Source organism: Shewanella sp. Shew256, assembly GCF_002196695.1.
Taxonomy (GTDB): domain Bacteria; phylum Pseudomonadota; class Gammaproteobacteria; order Enterobacterales; family Shewanellaceae; genus Shewanella; species Shewanella mangrovisoli.
The window spans coordinates 440,414-458,058 of record NZ_NAJR01000002.1 but is presented as its reverse complement, the minus strand read 5'-3'; the positions used below and the strand labels follow the sequence as shown (position 1 = coordinate 458,058).

The following is a 17,645-nucleotide window of genomic DNA, read 5'->3' as shown; positions in this document are numbered from 1 at the left end:
TACCTCGACGGACAATAACCCATGATTGTCTAAGGCATTTATCAACGTGTAAGGGAGAATTGTATTGAAACCGAATGGGGAAAGCCAGAATAGGACTCACATACGAGAGCCGGATAACATACCCGCAGGGCTAGCCTGCGGGTCGTTAGCTCACGCAAGCTTAGGCTTGGCTGCGTTTTTCGGCGATATAACGGTCAACTAATTTTTCTAGAATATCTAAGGGAACCGCACCATTTTTCAGCACTACATCATGAAAATCCCGTAAATCGAATTTATCACCTAGGGCTTGTTTGGCTTTTTCCCGCAGCTCGAGAATTTTCATCATGCCCACCTTATAGGCCGTCGCTTGGCCAGGCATAACGATATAACGCTCGATTTCTGCAGTCACGTCGCGGTCGGACATACCGGTGTTTTGTTTCATATAGTCAATGGCTTGCTCACGGGTCCAGCGGCTATGGTGGATACCCGTATCGACAACCAGACGCACGGCCCTAAACAGCTCCGCCTGTAATCGACCAATATTGTCGAAGGGATCTTGCTGAAAACCGAGTTCCCAGGCTAAACGCTCAGAATAGAGCGCCCAACCTTCGATATAGGCCGTAAAAGGTGCCATCTTGCGGATCAGCGGTTGCCCTTCAAGCTCCATAGCCACCGCGATTTGGAAGTGATGCCCTGGGATGCCCTCATGGTAAGCCAAGGTACGCATGCCATATTTAGGGGTCGCTTTGATATCGAACAGGTTGGCGTAGAAACGCCCCGGACGACTACCATCAATCGCCGGCTGCTGGTAATAAGCGCCCGGTGCAGTTTTCTCTTTAAATTCAGGAATGCGCACCACTTCCATCCCCGCTTTAGGACGAATACGGAAGGCGTTATCTAAGCCCGCATTCACCTCGTCGAGGATTTTTTGGTAATCCACTAAGATCTGCGCCCGGCCCGCATCTGAGTCTTCATAATAGAACTTAGGATCGGCGGCCAGCGCTTCGATTGCCACCGAGAATCCTTGGCTGGTGTCGTATCCCTGCGCGGCCAAAATCGTCATGATTTCGTCCTGAATACGGCTCACCTCGGCTAATCCCTTGGCATGGATTTCATCAGCACTGTAATTTGTGGTGGTAAAAAACTTCAGCAACTGCTCGTAGGCCACATCGCCATTCGGCAAGGCCCAATAACCATCATCCGTGCCCGCTTTGGCCTGTAACGCCGTGAAGTAATCGATAAAGAGTCGATATGCCGGTTTAACATCGGACTCGATATTGGCTTTTGCCTGAGCAAGCAAACGCGCCTGTTCATCGGCATTGATTTGCGTGTCGGCGAGCTTAGTTTTAAAGGAGCTGTAGAGAATATTGTCTTCGACGGGCGCATTGATGAAGTCATTCATCTCGGTTAGCACCCGCTCAATCACAAACTTAGGCGGAATAATGCCCTTAGCTTCTCGAAGCTTTAATCCTTCTAAGGTTTGGCCAAATTTGGTCTTCACCGCAATTAAGCGTGATAGGTAGTTTTCGGCATCTTCAACCGAGTGCACTTGGTGCTGCGCCTGCATAAAGCTCGGATAACCATTTTGCACACCAAACAGCTGATTGACAGGATAATTGTGGTAACGATAGGGTTCAGATGCCAAGGCAAAATCCGCCAAATACAGTGCGATATCCTTCGAAATGCGCTGATTATCATCCAGATCGGTATCTTGGTAGCTGAGTAAGGTATCCCTTAGGGCACGGACTTGGGTAAAGGTTTTATCCATGGCCTCGGGGCTATCATCGTCGAGCAAGGCATTGTGGCCAGTGATACCAACGGATTCTAAAAATCCCAAGGAGGTTAAGGTCTCGGGGCTTTCGAATGCCATTTTGACCATGCTTCTATCTAAAAATGCGCGGAAGAAAAAAGGCTTTTTCGCAAACCATTCATGGGCGGCGAGCGCCCCGAGCAATAACACTAAGGCGAGAGTGCCCAGTCCAATTCGTTTTAATACCGTTTTCAATATTCACGCTCCTTGCCATTGTCGGGACCATGCGCCCAAGATAATTTGGCAGCGAGAATATCACCACCACAGTTAAGCAACAATTTTATAACGTAACGAATCATTGCAATTGGTGTTTGCCAGCATAGCGCCTCAGCCCGGCAAAAACTCTCAGAAGAATAAGCGGATAACGAACGGTTAACCCAATGTGCTCGACGAGCAAGTTGATAAGTTAAGATTGCGGCTGCTTTTGCCAGTCGTGATGTCACTACCTAAGCAACCATACAGCTATCCATGCAATAGCTTAGCCTCGGCTTTTTCAAGCCTTCTGGGCTTACCCACAATCAGTAAAATATCACCCGCGCGAAAGACCCAATCCTGCGCAGGATGTTCAACTTCGGCGCCACTGCGGCGGATGGCTCTTAACTCTACCCGTAGCAGCTCCCAGTCAATATCCGCCACTTGCTTACCCACGGCATCCGCGCCGCGGTGTAACAGCACGGCGTGGAGCGACTCTAAGGTAAAGTCGGTTTCGGTACCGGAAAAGAAACCGTGTAAAAATTGATAATGGTTGCGCCGCTCCGACTCCAACCGCTTAAGGATCCGCGCCAACGGTACACCGCATTGATGCAGCACCTGCGAGACCAACATCAAACTGCCCTCTAAGGTTTCGGGGATCACCTGATTCGCCCCCGCCTTTTGCAGCATGTCTAACTCACTGTCATCGCGGGTTCTAACGAGGATTTTAGCGTCTGGCGCCAATTGCTTACACAGGGGTAAGGCTTCTTCTAAACTGCGGGTCTCGCAGAAGGTAATAACGATCATTTTGGCGTGTTTAATCCCTACTTGCTTAAGGATCGCCCGCTTACACACATCGCCAAAATAAATCGGCTCCCCTGCCCGGCGCGCCTCAGATACCCGCGTGGGGTCAAGATCGAGTACTAAATAGGGCACGGCTTCTGTCTTTAAAAACCGGGCTATGGTTTGGCCAACGCGGCCATAACCTAAAATCACCACCAGATCGTGATCCTCGGTAATAATCGGCACCACTTCATCCACATGCCCCGACTGGCGGATCCCTAACAGCCACTTGGCAATATCCACGCTATGGCGCACCAACCAAGGGGCAATGCTCATCGACAATACCGCAACCATCACCAGCATAGTGCTGAGCTGATTGCTCAATAACCCATAACTGACCGCCAGGGCTAATACCACAAAACTGAATTCGCCGACCTGAGCCAGACTCAAAGCCGTGCTGATAGCAATCCGAAACGGCTCGCCGACCAGTCGCAATAAACTATGGACAATCAGCGCTTTGCCAACCACAACGGCGAGCAAGATCAGTAAAATCTGCCACCAGAATTGCATCACCAGTGCGAAATCGAGCATCATGCCGATGGAGATAAAAAACAGCCCCATGAGTAAATCGCGAAACGGCCGAATATCCGCCTCTAGCTGGCGGCGGTACTGACTCTCACCGAGCAACATTCCCGCCATAAAGGCGCCGAGCGCCATCGACAAGCCTAACCACTGGGTAAAGGCCCCCGTAACTAAGGCCACCACCAGCGTCGAAAGTACAAAAAGTTCATTGGAGCGGGATCTTGCCACCTCATCAAACAGTCGAGGCAAAGCCCATTTACCTAAGGCCATTAGCAAGAAGAAAGCAAGAATCCCCTTTAGTAGCGCCAAGACGATTGCCGCTAACATCAAGGGCTCATCATTCTGCCCGAGTAATGGCAGCAAAATAAGCAGAGGAACGACGGCTAAATCCTGAAATAACAACACACTGACCGACAGCTCGCCATGGCGGCGCCTAAGCCAGCCCTGCTCGTTGAGCAGTTTGAGCACAATTGCGGTGGAAGAAAGTGCAATTGCCGCGCCTATGACTAAAGATTCTATGCCATTCAAGCCACAGGCTAAGGCAACCAACATAGTGAGTACTGTGGTGACAATTACCTGCGCGCTACCTAATCCAAATACGGTTCTGCGCATGGCCCACAATCTTGGCACCGAAAACTCGAGTCCCAGCGTAAACATCAAGAGCACAACCCCAAGTTCGGCGACGGACTGCATTTGCTGCTGGGTAAACCAGTGGAATCCACTGGGCCCACTTACCACTCCGGTTAATAAATACGCCAAAATCACCGGCAAGCCGATACGCCGCAGCAAGGCAATCGCGACGATGGCGATCAGCAACATAAGGAGAACTTGGATCAAGAAACCATGCTCCATAGGCTCGATAACTCCTGTCAAATAACTGGCGTGTCAAAAATAAGGGAGTGCGCTTTAAGCTTAACTGAGTGACATACAAAGACAAATTTTATTAGCAAACAACACGGCACATATATTGCTTAATATGGACAATAGTTCCAATTGCCATTTCATTTGCTGGGGTAAACATAATGGACTTTGGCTTAGCGACAACCTTGTATCCAGACGATTATAACTATCAAACAGAGGCGTATAGCCCAACAACGTCGTCATTGGATTTAGTTCAAGTGATCCAGCAACTGCATGCCAGCCTAGATCCGCGGACCGTCTTTGCCTGCTACGGCAAAGTGCTAGGACAACATTTGCCCGTCCAAGGTGTTCGCCTGCAAGCCGAGCAACAAAAATTAAGCTGGGGCAAACGTTATGGGATCAGTCTGAAACGACAGATCATCTGTGGCGGCACCCCACTTACACTGCAGTATCAACTGCTGACGCCGCTCACACCTTCGCAAACCATTATCCTGCAAGAGATTGAGCCCTTACTGCTGCAACCATTATTAAATGCCATGCAGTATCAAGAGATGTCGATGCAGGCGATGTTCGATTCCCTCACCGGCCTTGGCAATCGTCATTATTACACTCAAAGTTTGAAAAATGCGGTGGCCAGAGCCCACAGAAAACAGGGTGCGGTATCACTTATCGTATTGGATTTGGATAATTTTAAGCAGCTTAACGATAGGTATGGTCACAAATGTGGTGATTATATTTTGAAGGAGTTTGGAGACATTATCCGCAGCAGTATCCGCAGTACCGATCAGGCCTTCCGTATCGGAGGCGACGAGTTTGTGGTGATAGTGCAAGGCAATATTCATGCGGCGGGTTTACTGTGCGAACGTATCGTCACAGCAACCAATGCCCATGCGAGTTTCCATCAATTTGGCGTGAGCAGCAGCCTAGGAGCGGCTGAGGCGAGCGACACTATGGAAGCCGAACAACTCTATGAACAGGCTGATAAAACCTTGTATCAAGCCAAAGCCTCGGGCCGTAATTGCTACAAGTTAAGCCCAGCCCAATTGTCTTAATCGAGCATGGATGCTGCTCACTAGCGATAAAGCATGGCAAATAGGCTTTGCTATCCAATTACATGCCCATCAAACTTCAGCCCGACATCATCCCCTTGGGCACAAAATGCCTTTTCGACCCAGAGTCCTAGCGCCATCACTAAACGCTCGTTATAGAACAAGAACCCTACATCAGCACGTGACCATGGCGGCACAGCGCATTCTTGCCAGAGTTTTTTAAGCTCGCGTCCCTTATCGCGAAAATGCGGCTGACAGCGAAATTGACCCGGTAACTGATAACGCAGGCTCACCACCTCACCTGCCTTGGGTAATCGCAGCCGAGGGCCTGCGGTAGCTAAAGAAAATGGTGCAATCTTATCTTCAAGCCTTGTTGATGCTTGAGTCAGTAAAGCCAGAATATCTTGATGCAGTTCGTCCGCTGTGATTCGCGGTGCGGCGGATGCAATGTTTACATTATCCAGATAAAGCATGCCGGCAAAGCGGCGCAGCACACAGTCACCAATCTGGATCTGTACTTTGGCATCCTCTTTTGCCCCCATTAACTGCTGCAGGATTTGCAGTAACTGCACATAGGAAGGCAATGCAAAGCCTTGGGATTCGATAAAGCCCCGCAGCAGTAATCCTTGCCATTCGCTGGTTTGCGTAGAGAGCGCATCAAGCTTAAGCACGGTTTGCTGAGTAAAGGGTGCCTCGGTTAACAGCTTAGGTAAACGCTCACTCACCTCGGCATCCACTATGGCCTGCTGCTCGGCGCAAAGCTGGGCGCTGCGACTTGCAGTGGTGGCGATACTGGGCCAACGTGCTTTTAGGCGTGGGATAATCTCGAGGCGTAAAAAGTTACGATCGTATTTATCGTCTTGATTACTTTCATCTTCGATATGCACTAGCTGCCGGGTCTGGGCGAAAGCTTCAATCTGCTCACGGCTAATATCGAGCAAGGGACGCACTTGCAGGCAAGCCCCCTGCTCGCCGAGTGGGAGCATTTGGATTTGCCCCATGGCGGCTAACCCTTTGGGGCCCTGACCGCGTTTGAGGGCGAGTAGAAGCGTCTCGAGTTGGTCGTCTTCATGGTGGGCGGTCAGCAGCACATCCTGAGGCTTAAGGTGCTGCAATATCGCCTGATAACGCATTTTTCGCGCCTCGGCCTCAACACTCACTCTCGGCCCGAGGGTGAGTTGTACTCGCTCGACCGTGATTGGTAAACCATAGTTGGCGGCGCGAGTTTGGCAGTGCTCGGCCCAAGCGTCGGCATTAAGGCTCAAGCCATGGTGCACATAAATCAGCTGATAATGAAACTCGGGGTGATGTTTGGCGAATTCACTCAAACCGTAGGCGAGCACTTCGGAGTCGACGCCGCCGCTGTAAGCGAGGACTAACTTGCTCCCCGCTTGCAGCGGTAAGCTCGCTAAAAATCGCGCTATATGGGCACTCAGTTCCACCGCAGCCATTGCACTCACCCTATAAAATCCATCACACGCTGATGCTCAATTATCCCCTGCCAACCCCAAGTCTTTGTCAGGTTATCGATTAGGGGAACAGGATCCGCACCTTATTAGGCCCAAGCAGGCTCTCAAGGGCAAACACCAATTCATCGCTTGGGTTCACTCGCCAATTTTCCGCCAACCTAAATTGGCCTTTGGCCTGGGCTTGACTGTAGTTAATCACCACGGGCACGGCACCATTGCGCCATGGGCTTATTGACTGCTCGATACTTTCGAGCACGCTTGGCGTTAGTTGCGAGGCGTCTAAATCGATTTCTAAGGCGCTGGCAAAGTGGCTACGCGCCTCGCTGATATCGATAATGTTACGCGCCGTCATGCGGTTGCCACCGGCAAAATCATCGAAGCTTACTTCACCTTCGCAGATCAGGATCCTGTCCTTCTCGAGCAGATGGTTAAACTTCTCAAAGGCTTCGGTAAAGAGCATCACCTCAAGGCGTGCACTCTTGTCATCTAGCGTCAGCAGACCCATTTTCGAGCCACGCTTAGTGAGCATCACTCGGGTTGCCACCACAAGGCCTGCCGCCTTCACGGTTTTGCCGCGATCGGTTGGGTGCACGTCCTTTAAGCGCCCAGAAGTGTAATGCTTAAGCTCTTTAAGGTATTGATTAATCGGGTGACCGGTTAAATATAGACCTAAGGTCTCACGCTCCCCTTCGAGCCAAATTTTATCGGGCCACGGAGTGCATTCGACAAACTGCTGCTTGCTGTCCTCTGGGTCGCTATTGAGCAGACCAAACATATCATGCTGGCCGATGGCCTCGGCCTTAGCGTGCTGATCGGCGGCGCTTATTGCCTCGGGCAAGGTGGCCATCATAGAGGCGCGGTGCGGCCCAAGCGCATCTAAGGCGCCAGCGCAGATAAGCTTTTCAATCACCCGCTTGTTAAGCTTTTTAAGATCGATACGGGCACAAAAGTCGAATAAATCTTTAAAGGGGCCGTCCTTACGCGCCTCTAAAATCGATTCAACTGGCCCCTCACCCACACCTTTGATGGCGCCGATGCCATAGACGATGCGCAGATCATCATCGACGGTAAACTTAAACAGACCTTTGTTCACATCCGGCGGAATAATGGTGAGTCCCATACGCTCACATTCATCCACTAAGGTGACGATTTTATCTGTGTTGTCCATATCGGCGGACATTACCGCCGCCATAAACTGCGAGGGAAAGTGAGTCTTGAGCCACAGGGTTTGATAGGACACGAGCGCGTACGCGGCGGAGTGGGATTTGTTAAAGCCGTAGCCCGCAAACTTTTCCACTAAGTCGAAGATCTTCATCGCCAACTCGCCATCGACGCCGTTCTTAATCGCCCCTTCTTTAAAGGTACCGCGCTGTTTAGCCATCTCCTCAGGCTTTTTCTTACCCATAGCACGGCGCAGCATGTCAGCGCCACCTAAGGTATAACCCGATAGCACCTGCGCAATCTGCATCACCTGCTCTTGGTACAAAATAATGCCGTAGGTGGGCGACAACAGCTCCTTTAAGGATTCATGCTGGTATTGAGAATCGGGATAAGACACCTCTTCACGACCATGCTTACGCTCGATAAAGTTATCCACCATGCCCGATTGCAGGGGCCCCGGGCGGAACAGTGCCACGAGTGCGATCATATCTTCGAAACAGTCGGGTTGCAGACGCTTAATCAAATCCTTCATACCACGGGATTCGAGCTGGAATACCGCAGTGGTTTCATAGCGTTGCAGCAAGCGGAACGAAGCTGGATCGTCGAGGGGAATCGCCTCAATCCGCACTGGTGGACGACCGTTTTTAACCTCCACCTTGTTGATCATCTCCAGCGCCCAGTCGACGATGGTGAGGGTTCTTAATCCCAAGAAGTCGAATTTGACTAAGCCAGCGGTTTCCACGTCGTTCTTATCGAACTGGGTCACAGGGTTTTTACCTTCGGCGTCGCAGTAAAGCGGCGAGAAGTCGGTGATCTTGGTGGGCGCAATCACCACGCCCCCCGCGTGCTTACCGGCGTTACGGGTCACACCCTCGAGCTTACGGCACATGTCGATAAGATCTTTCACATCCTCATCGGCATCGTAGGACTCCTGCAGCGCAGGCTCCACCTCAAAGGCCTTGGCGAGTGTCATACCAGGCTCTGGCGGAATCAGCTTCGAAATGCGGTCCACAAAGCCATAGGGATGGCCAAGCACACGACCCACGTCGCGGATAACCGCCTTGGCCGCCATGGTACCGAAGGTAATGATCTGCGATACCGCCTCACGGCCGTAGAGTTCTGCCACGTGGTCAATCACCTCATCGCGTCTATCCATACAGAAGTCGACGTCGAAGTCGGGCATAGATACCCGCTCTGGGTTCAAGAAACGTTCGAACAGCAGGTCGAATTCGAGGGGGTCTAAGTCGGTAATCTTTAGGGCATAGGCCACAAGCGAGCCCGCACCCGAGCCACGGCCTGGCCCCACGGGAATGCCGTTATCCTTACCCCACTGGATAAACTCCATTACGATCAGGAAGTAACCGGGGAAGCCCATCTGGTTGATAACCTTAAGCTCGACATCGAGACGCTCGTCATATTCACCGCGGCGCTCAGCGCGCACTTGTGGATCGGGGAATAAGAACTCTAAACGCTCTTCAAGCCCCTTCTTAGAGCAATCAACCAGATAATCCTCAATCGACATATCGCCGGTGGGGAAGTTCGGTAAGAAATATTCGTATAAGCGGATGGTAACGTTGCAACGCTTGGCAATTTCAACGGTATTTTCGAGCGCGGCCGGAATGTCGGCAAACAGCTCGCACATTTCCTCTTCACTGCGAAGGTACTGCTGCTCACTGTATTTTTTAGGACGGCGGGGATCGGCGAGCGTAAAACCATCGTGAATTGCCACACGGATCTCATGGGACTCAAAGTCTTCAGGTTTTAAAAACACCACCTGATTGGTGGCCACCACAGGGATGCCCTTTTCCTGCGCCAGTACCACCGCCATATGCAGGTAACGCTCCTCATCGGTGCGCCCCGTACGCAATAACTCGAGGTAATAACGCCCTTCAAAATGCTGCTGATAAAACTCGCATAAGGACTCGACTTGAGTATTGTTGCCCTTAAGCAGCGCCTTACCTACGTCCCCTTCTCGACCGCCAGACAGCAGTAAAATGCCTTCGTTGTAGGTGACCAGCCACTCTTGGTCAATCACCACGCGTCCTTGAACATGGCCACGTAAATAGGCTTGGCTGATGATTTGAGTGAGGTTTTGATAGCCATCATTATTCATTGCAATAATGGTTAAGGCACAAAACTCACCATCAAACCCCGGCACTTGCATCCAAAAGTCCGCGCCGATAATAGGCTTAATCCCCGCCCCATGGCAGCCACCATAAAACTTGACCAGACCACAGAGGTTGTTTTGATCCGTTAAGGCCACCGCGGCCATGCCCTTCGCCTCAACTTGGGCGAGGATGGGTTTGACCTTAGCCACACCATCGGACATAGAAAAGTCACTGTGGACACGAAGATGCACAAAACGAGGATCGGACATAATTAGAATTATCTTTGAATAGCAGGTTAACAATCACTAAAAAAGCAGACTAACAAAGTCACAGCCCTTGGGCTAGTGACTTTGCTCTCAAGCTGAAGTGAAAACACTCAATCGGTGTTAACGCTCCAGTAATGCCTTGACGGGTTTGAAACTTTTACGATATTGGTCGAACACGCCGTGCTCGGCGATGGCGTCAAAATGCGCCTTAGTCGGATACCCCTTATGCTTAGCAAATCCATACTGGGGGTAAGCGGCATCGAGGGCATCCATCTCCCGATCGCGGGTGACTTTGGCAATAATCGACGCCGCACTGATACTCGCAATCAGGCCATCACCTTTGACTATGCTATGACTGGTCAGAGTCAGCCCCTGGTGCGTAAACGCCGGGCTGCGATTACCATCGACTAAAACTAACTCGGGCGCACGTGTAAGCCCCGCTACCGCACGCTGCATCGCAAGCATTGTGGCATGGAGGATATTCAGCTCATCGATTTCCAAAGGACTGGCCCGCCCCACATGATAACTCAAGGCTTTTTCACAAATCTCATCGAACAGGGCCTCACGGCGCTTCTCGCTGAGTTTTTTAGAATCATTTAAGCCAGCAATGGGACGATTGGGGTCGAGGATCACCGCAGCGGTGACCACATCGCCAACAAGTGGGCCACGGCCAACTTCATCCACCCCCGCCACTAAACCTGTTGAGAAGGTGGCAATATCGGCGTCGGTCAACGTCTTAAATACCGCCATTAGTTCACATCCTTAGCATCGACGAGTGCAAGCACCGCCTCTGCCGCTTTTTGACTGGCATCACAGCGCAGCATGTGATGTAAACGCTCAAACTCGGCTTTGATTGGCGCAAAGTCGCGGTTCAGCTCAACGCCAACCGCAGCGGCAATCTTTTCTGGCGTGCAATCGTGCTGGATAAGCTCTGGCACTACATCTCGCCCCGCTAACAGATTCGGCAGTGAGAAACGATTCACTTGCATCATGGTTTTCGCTATCTGATAGGTCAGCGGACTCACGCGATACGCCACCACCATAGGACGTTTGATCAGCATGGCCTCAAGTGTTGCCGTGCCCGACGCCAGTAAAATGCCATCGGCGGCGGCCATCACCTCACGGGACTTGCCTTCCACCATGTGGATTTCCAGATCCGGTGCATGCGCTTTTAATGCTTGCTCAAACTGCTCACGGCGCTTTTGGTTCACTAAAGGCGTCACAAAGCGAATATCGGGAAATTGCTGTTTGATAAGTAGCGCAGCCTTCACAAAAGGCTCGGCCAATTGCTTTAATTCACCGCCGCGTGAGCCGGGTAAAATCGCGAGGTATTCGGCATCAGGATCGAGCTCAAGCAGTTGACGGGCGCTCGCTTTATCACTCTCTAACGGAATATCGTCAGCCAAGGTATGGCCAACAAAGGTACAAGGCACCTGATGTTTATCGTAAAAGGCCTTCTCAAAGGGCAATAACGACAGCACCATATTGGTGGCCTTAGCGATTTTAAAAATACGCTTAGGGCGCCATGCCCATACCGAAGGGCTCACGTAGTGAACGGTTTTAATTCCCTGCGCCTTTAACTTAAGCTCAAGACCAATATTAAAATCCGGTGCATCGATACCAATAAAACAATCGGGCTTAAGCTCGGTGATGGACTTAATTAGGGATGAGCGCACGTGGAGTAAGCGTGGCAAGCGTGATAGCACTTCGACTATCCCCATCACGGCTAACTCTTCCATCGCGAACAGAGATTCGAAGCCTAGGGCTTCCATTCGAGGTCCACCAATACCGACAAAACGGGCGTTGGGGTGTGTTTTTTGCAGTGCAGCCATTAAACCTGCACCTAAAATATCGCCGGAGAGTTCTCCGGCGACCATTGCAAACACTAATTGAGATTTTTTGCTCATAAACCAATCATATCTGACAAGTGAATGGCACCGCAGCGCATCTCTGCCATGGCATTGTCTAAAGCAGAATATTACGAGCAGTGCCTATGAATGGCATAGTGTAGAGTCTAGGACTCTTAACGAATAATGCCGCGACCCGATGATTTAACAAACTCAATGAACGACTTAACTTGCTCATCGTTCTGCGCATCTTCGGCAAGCGCTTCAATCGCTTCATCAACAGTTAAACTGCTGCGATATAAGGTTTTATAGGCACGGCGTACCGCTAATTGGCTCTCCTTTGAGAAACCACGGCGCTTCATACCTTCGCTGTTTAAGCCTCGAGGAATGGCAGGTTGTCCCGCCGCCATCACAAAGGGTGGCACATCCTGTAGCAATAACGAACAACCCGCGGTAAAGGCGTGGGCACCGATATGCACAAACTGGTGAACCCCAGTCATACCACCGAGAATCGCCCAGTCACCCACATGCACATGGCCTGCGATAGAGGCATTGTTAGCCATAATCACGTTATTACCGACCACACAGTCATGGGCGATATGCACGTAGTTCATAAACAGGTTATTAGAGCCGATACGAGTTTCGCTATTATCTTGAACCGTACCACGGTGAATGGTCACATGTTCACGGATAACGTTGTTATCGCCAATAATGAGTCGAGTCGGCTCGCCAGCGTATTTCTTATCTTGGCATTCTTCACCCACGGAGGCGAATTGGAAAATACGGTTGCCTTTACCGATAATGGTTGGCCCCTTCACCACTACGTGGGAGCTTAACCAACAATCGTCGCCAATCTCGACACCCGCGCCCACATAACTCCATGGGCCTATGGTGACGTTTTTACCAATTTTTGCATCGGGATGCACAAACGCTAATGTATCTATCACTGATTAATCTCTCTGCGGGCACACATGATTTCAGCGGAACAAACCACTTCACCATCCACTTTGGCCTCACCATAGAAAACGCCAATCCCGCGGCGCTCTTTAATCATTTTGACTTCAAAATGGATTTGGTCGCCAGGCTCAACCACACGTCTAAAACGTGCATTATCGATACCAGCAAAATAGTACAACACACCAGGAGGCGGTACATCGTCACTCATGGTCTTAAACGCGAGCAGACCAGTGGCCTGTGCCATAGCTTCTAAAATCAGCACGCCGGGCATCACAGGCTGAACAGGGAAATGTCCCTGGAAAAAGGGTTCATTAATCGTCACGTTTTTAATCGCATGGAGACTCTCACCTGGGGTGTAATCCAAAACGCGATCGATTAATAAAAATGGATATCTATGGGGTAGATACTTAAGGATCTCCGTAATATCCATAGTGTTCATTTGATTAGACACGAACCTAGTTCCTCAAAATTGCCTTGGGGCAATTACTCTGGTGTATTTGAATTCTTTTCCAACGTTTTCACACGTTGAAACAGTTCATCCAATTGACGGAAGCGAACTGTATTTTTACGCCACACTTTGTTTTCCATTGCCACTGTCGCAGAAGAATACAAACCAGGCTCACGCATGTTACCTGTAACGTTTGTCGCGCCAGAAAGATGGACACCGTCGGCAATGGTCAAGTGGCCTGCAATCGCGCAGTTACCACCAATAATACAATGTTTACCAATGGTTACACTGCCAGCAATGGTCGTGCTGCCAGCGATCGCGGTATTTTCACCAATTATATCGTTATGGGCAACCTGTACTTGGTTGTCGATGATCACACCGTTATGGATCTCGGTATGACCTAAAGCCCCACGGTCGATGGTTGAGTTCGCACCGATTTCGACGCGATCGCCAATGCGTACACCACCGGTTTGTGGAATTTTAATCCATTGTCCACGCTCGTTGGCGTAACCGAAACCGTCGGAGCCAATAATGGCGCCGGAATGGATAATACAATCTTGGCCTAAATGAACGTTATGATAGAGGGTCACATTGGCCCACAGACGCGTATTAGAGCCTACGATAGAGTCTTGACCAATCACAGAGCCCGCACCAATCTGCACGTTTTCGCCGAGGATCACATTCGCGCCGATCACCACATTGGCACCAATCGCTACACCTTCGCCTAACTGGGCAGAAGAGTCGATTTGCGCCGAAGGATGGATACCCACGGCCGCCTTGGGCGTGGTATCTAAAAACTGTGCCACACGGGCAAACCCCACATAGGGGTCTTTAACAACTAACGCAGTGCCTGAATAGTCCTGCGCGTCTTTAACCGACAATAACACCGCGCTCGCTTGAGTTGACTCAAGCTGAGCACGGTATTTGCTGTTGGCTAAAAAAGAGATTTGACCCGATTGGGCATGTTCAAGTGTCGCAACGCTGTTGATCACTAACGTTTCATCACCTTGGACAACGCCATCTAATAACAGGCTTAGCTCTTTTAAAGTCACACTTTTCATTAATTACTTGCCTTTGCTTAAGGCTTCAACCACTTTGCCACTGATGTCAGCATTTGGCTTAACATAAATGACGGCACCGCGCTGTAAAACTAAATCGTATTTTTCTTTTTCAGCGATAGTGTTAATGGCTTTTTGAACCTTAACTAACAGTTTGTTTTGCTCTTCACCTTGGCGACGACGTAAGTCTTCATCCAACGCTTTACCTTTTAGCTGATATTCAGATTTTAACGCTTCCATTTTACGAACCAGCTCAGTTTTTTGCGTGTCATTCATTAACGCGCCGTCACGTTGCTGCTTCTCCATCAGAGAGCGCATTTCTTCTTGCATTTTCTGAACTTCAGCCATGCGATCACCAAACTCTGATTTCAGAGATTGGGAGATTTGCTCACGTTGAGGTAACTGTTCAAACACAGCGCCCATATCAACAACAGCAATATTTTCTGCCTGCGCCGCTAAAGGTGCACCTAATAAAGCCAACGTCACCAGGGCACGGTTTACCATCTTGTTCAAAATAGACTCCTTGTTACCTTTGTTATATTCAGCAAAACCTGCCGAGTGTATGCCTTTTAAAAAGTTTTGCCAATATTGAACGAGAAGATCTCTGTTTGATCGCCTTCGTATTCTTTAATCGGCCATGCCAAGCTGAATACCATAGGTCCCATAGGAGACAGCCACTGTAAGCTTACCCCCCAAGAGGCTCTGATACGACCTGGGTCACTGTAGTCCTGCAACTTATCAAACTCTTCCGCTGGCAACGTTTGATACTTAGCGAAATCAAACTCAGTATCCCATACGTTACCCGCATCGACGAAGAAGCTGGTACGAACAGAGTTAGTGTAGGCCTCATCCAAGAATGGCGTTGGCACAATCAGCTCCATACTGGCGGTTGCAATCGCGTTACCACCGATTGAACGACCAGAACTGACCTGAATACTGTTTGGATCGCCCGGTAAGCTACAACCGTCACCCGATGGATCCGGCGCACATGGCTCACTACCACGGAAGAGATAGAATGAACGAGGACCGACCGAGTTAGACTTAAAGCCACGCAGTGAGGTACTACCGCCCGAGTAATAGTTTTCCCAGAATGGCAGGATTTGGTCATTATCATTAAATTGACCGTAACCGTTGCCATAACCTAAACGACCACGTGCTAACAGCACAAAACTGTGGCTGCGGGTGATAGGGAAATAATAGTTAGTATCGAAGTCAGTCTTAAAGTACTGCAGATCCGAGCCTGGTACTGTCATTTTACCGCTTAAACGCTGTGACGAACCGTCCGTTGGGAAGGTGCCACGGTTTAAGGTGCTGCGGTACCAGCCTAAGCTGAGCTCGAAGTTATCGAAGCTTAAATCGGCATTAGGATCATCTTCACGGTAGATATTGTAGAAACGCAGTGCCTGTTCGTAGGCAGAAATTTCTGAAATCGTGTTATGACGATAGCCAATACCACCGTTGATACGGTTGTATTCGTTAATTGGGAAGCCAGAGTTTAATGCCACACCGTAGGAGCTGTTTTTATAGCGCTCAAGGTTAGCTTCGTTCGCATCGAACTCGTTCCAGTAAACGCTACCACCTAAGCTCACACCATCTTTGGTCCAATAAGGATCGGTATAAGATAAGTTTACGTTCTTAGAATACTTGTTGGTGCTTAAACTCACGCCCGCTTGGTTACCCGTACCGAGGAAGTTATTTTGCTGCACACCAAACTGCAGACTTAGACCCGATTCAGTACCATAACCCACACCGGCGTTAAATGAGCCCGATGGTTGCTCTTTAACCTTAACAGCCACATCGACTAAATCGTCGGTACCCGGCACTTGAATGGTTTCAGTGTCGACGGTCTCGAAGAAGCCTAAACGGTTTAGACGGGCTTTTGATTGCTCAACCTGCGCCGAGTTTAACCAAGCACCTTCCATCTGACGCAGCTCGCGGCGCATCACTTCGTCTTTAGTCACTGTGTTACCGGTGAAGTTAACCGAACGGACATACACACGTTTACCCGGTTTGATATTGATGTTTACGGTCACTTCCTTGGTCTTATCATCAATTTCAGGGTAGGTTTTCACTTCAGGATACGCGTAACCGAAACGACCTAAGTATTTGCTGTACATCTCTTCGGTGAAGGTCACATCACCGCCGTTGTACATATCGCCCGCCTTAATTGGCAGAATCGATTTCATTAACTCTTCACGGCCCATTAAGTCGCCAGTGAGGTTAACGTCTTTAACCTTGTACTTCTCACCTTCGTTGACGTTGATGGTGATATACAAACCTTTACGGTCAGGCGTCATCGCCACTTGAGTCGAGGTGACTTCAAAGCGAATATAACCCTTGTTGTGGTAATAGGTTTTAATGGTTTCAAGGTCAGCTTGCAGCTTTTGCTTCTGGTAGCGACGCTCACCGAACAGATCCCACCAGGCCACGTAGTCTTTAAGCTCTAACATGCCGATAAGCTCAGCATCGGTGAACTCTTTGTTACCAACCACGTTAATTTGGCGAATTTCAGCCGCTAAACCTTCGGTGAACTTGAATTTGAGTTCGACACGGTTACGGGGCAAGTTAATCACCTGCGCTTCGACTTTCGCACCGTATTTACCCACACCGTAGTAGAAGTCTTGTAATCCCTTCTCGATACCCGTCAGCATAGTACGGTCTAAGGACTCGCCGACTTTCACGCCTGAGCCGTCCAGACTTTCCTGTAACTGCTCATCTTTAATGTCTTTGTTGCCTTCAAAGGTCACGGCGCTGATCGTTGGTCGCTCAGTGACTTTAACAATCAACACACCGCCATCATGACTGACTGAGATGTTCTCAAAGTTAGTCGATGCATACAGGCTTTTAATGGCTTGTTGAATTTTTAACTGGTCAACAGTGTCACCCACTTTCACTGGTAAGCTTAACAAGGCAGCACCCAGTGCGACTCGCTGCAAACCTTCAACTTGGATGTCGGTCACTTCAAAGGGTTGGAACGTATCCGCCAACACAGTCCCTGAAAACGACGCACCGACGAATAACATCGAGGCAAAAAGTTTATTCAATCTCATAGAGCACTTCTAATTATTAGTCTGT

Annotated in this window: 12 protein-coding genes; 1 reads left to right on the top strand and 11 read right to left on the bottom strand. The window is 49.8% G+C overall.

Annotated features, from left to right (window positions below; translation table 11 throughout):
• Positions 1 to 160 precede the first annotated feature (160 nt).
• Positions 161 to 1,984 (bottom strand): DUF885 domain-containing protein, encoded by a 1,824-nt coding sequence (locus B5P39_RS04825; protein WP_088210655.1) that lies wholly within the window; start codon positions 1,982 to 1,984, stop codon positions 161 to 163.
• Positions 1,985 to 2,251: 267 nt separating this feature from the next.
• The gene (locus B5P39_RS04820) at positions 2,252 to 4,198 is read right to left on the bottom strand and encodes a monovalent cation:proton antiporter family protein (protein WP_088210654.1); all 1,947 of its coding nucleotides are present in this window, start codon (positions 4,196 to 4,198) and stop codon (positions 2,252 to 2,254) included.
• Positions 4,199 to 4,368: 170 nt separating this feature from the next.
• On the opposite strand from B5P39_RS04820, the gene dgcS reads away from it, so the two are divergent.
• Positions 4,369 to 5,259, top strand: coding sequence for a diguanylate cyclase DgcS (gene dgcS / locus B5P39_RS04815; protein ID WP_088210653.1), 891 nt, complete (start codon positions 4,369 to 4,371; stop codon positions 5,257 to 5,259).
• A gap of 50 nt (positions 5,260 to 5,309) precedes the next feature.
• Here dgcS and tilS read toward each other — a convergent pair whose 3' ends face one another.
• From tilS to bamA, 9 genes are all read right to left on the bottom strand, one after another.
• The gene (gene tilS / locus B5P39_RS04810) at positions 5,310 to 6,707 is read right to left on the bottom strand and encodes a tRNA lysidine(34) synthetase TilS (protein WP_088210652.1); all 1,398 of its coding nucleotides are present in this window, start codon (positions 6,705 to 6,707) and stop codon (positions 5,310 to 5,312) included.
• A 79-nt stretch (positions 6,708 to 6,786) separates the two neighbouring features.
• On the bottom strand, positions 6,787 to 10,263 hold the full coding sequence (gene dnaE / locus B5P39_RS04805) for a DNA polymerase III subunit alpha (RefSeq protein WP_088210651.1): 3,477 nt from the start codon (positions 10,261 to 10,263) through the stop codon (positions 6,787 to 6,789).
• A 117-nt stretch (positions 10,264 to 10,380) separates the two neighbouring features.
• Positions 10,381 to 11,010, bottom strand: coding sequence for a ribonuclease HII (gene rnhB / locus B5P39_RS04800; protein ID WP_088210650.1), 630 nt, complete (start codon positions 11,008 to 11,010; stop codon positions 10,381 to 10,383).
• Entirely contained in the window at positions 11,010 to 12,167 is a 1,158-nt protein-coding gene (gene lpxB, locus B5P39_RS04795; protein ID WP_088210649.1) for a lipid-A-disaccharide synthase, read from the bottom strand. The genes rnhB and lpxB overlap by 1 nt, the downstream gene beginning before the upstream one ends.
• A gap of 116 nt (positions 12,168 to 12,283) precedes the next feature.
• Positions 12,284 to 13,054 (bottom strand): acyl-ACP--UDP-N-acetylglucosamine O-acyltransferase, encoded by a 771-nt coding sequence (gene lpxA, locus B5P39_RS04790; RefSeq protein WP_011717682.1) that lies wholly within the window; start codon positions 13,052 to 13,054, stop codon positions 12,284 to 12,286.
• Positions 13,051 to 13,515 (bottom strand): 3-hydroxyacyl-ACP dehydratase FabZ, encoded by a 465-nt coding sequence (fabZ, locus tag B5P39_RS04785; protein WP_041412686.1) that lies wholly within the window; start codon positions 13,513 to 13,515, stop codon positions 13,051 to 13,053. The genes lpxA and fabZ overlap by 4 nt, the downstream gene beginning before the upstream one ends.
• Before the next feature lie 32 nt (positions 13,516 to 13,547).
• Positions 13,548 to 14,573 carry a UDP-3-O-(3-hydroxymyristoyl)glucosamine N-acyltransferase gene (gene lpxD / locus B5P39_RS04780; RefSeq protein WP_088210648.1) on the bottom strand — a complete coding sequence of 342 codons (1,026 nt, stop codon included), beginning with the start codon at positions 14,571 to 14,573 and terminating at the stop codon, positions 13,548 to 13,550.
• Positions 14,574 to 14,576: 3 nt separating this feature from the next.
• On the bottom strand, positions 14,577 to 15,074 hold the full coding sequence (locus tag B5P39_RS04775; RefSeq protein ID WP_011623384.1) for an OmpH family outer membrane protein: 498 nt from the start codon (positions 15,072 to 15,074) through the stop codon (positions 14,577 to 14,579).
• Between the two features lie 65 nt (positions 15,075 to 15,139).
• Complete coding sequence (bamA, locus tag B5P39_RS04770; protein WP_088210647.1) at positions 15,140 to 17,620, bottom strand: outer membrane protein assembly factor BamA; 2,481 nt, start codon at positions 17,618 to 17,620, stop codon at positions 15,140 to 15,142.
• Positions 17,621 to 17,645 lie beyond the last annotated feature (25 nt).

Bases quoted from the DNA above. Each gene is read 5' to 3' on its own strand.
- B5P39_RS04820 (WP_088210654.1), bottom strand. From the start codon at position 4,198: ATGGAGCATGGTTTCTTGATCCAAGTTCTCCTTATGTTGCTGATCGCC.
- dgcS (WP_088210653.1), top strand. From the start codon at position 4,369: ATGGACTTTGGCTTAGCGACAACCTTGTATCCAGACGATTATAACTAT.
- tilS (WP_088210652.1), bottom strand. From the start codon at position 6,707: ATGGCTGCGGTGGAACTGAGTGCCCATATAGCGCGATTTTTAGCGAGC.
- dnaE (WP_088210651.1), bottom strand. From the start codon at position 10,263: ATGTCCGATCCTCGTTTTGTGCATCTTCGTGTCCACAGTGACTTTTCT.
- rnhB (WP_088210650.1), bottom strand. From the start codon at position 11,010: ATGGCGGTATTTAAGACGTTGACCGACGCCGATATTGCCACCTTCTCA.
- lpxB (WP_088210649.1), bottom strand. From the start codon at position 12,167: ATGAGCAAAAAATCTCAATTAGTGTTTGCAATGGTCGCCGGAGAACTC.
- lpxD (WP_088210648.1), bottom strand. From the start codon at position 14,573: ATGAAAAGTGTGACTTTAAAAGAGCTAAGCCTGTTATTAGATGGCGTT.
- B5P39_RS04775 (WP_011623384.1), bottom strand. From the start codon at position 15,074: ATGGTAAACCGTGCCCTGGTGACGTTGGCTTTATTAGGTGCACCTTTA.
- bamA (WP_088210647.1), bottom strand. From the start codon at position 17,620: ATGAGATTGAATAAACTTTTTGCCTCGATGTTATTCGTCGGTGCGTCG.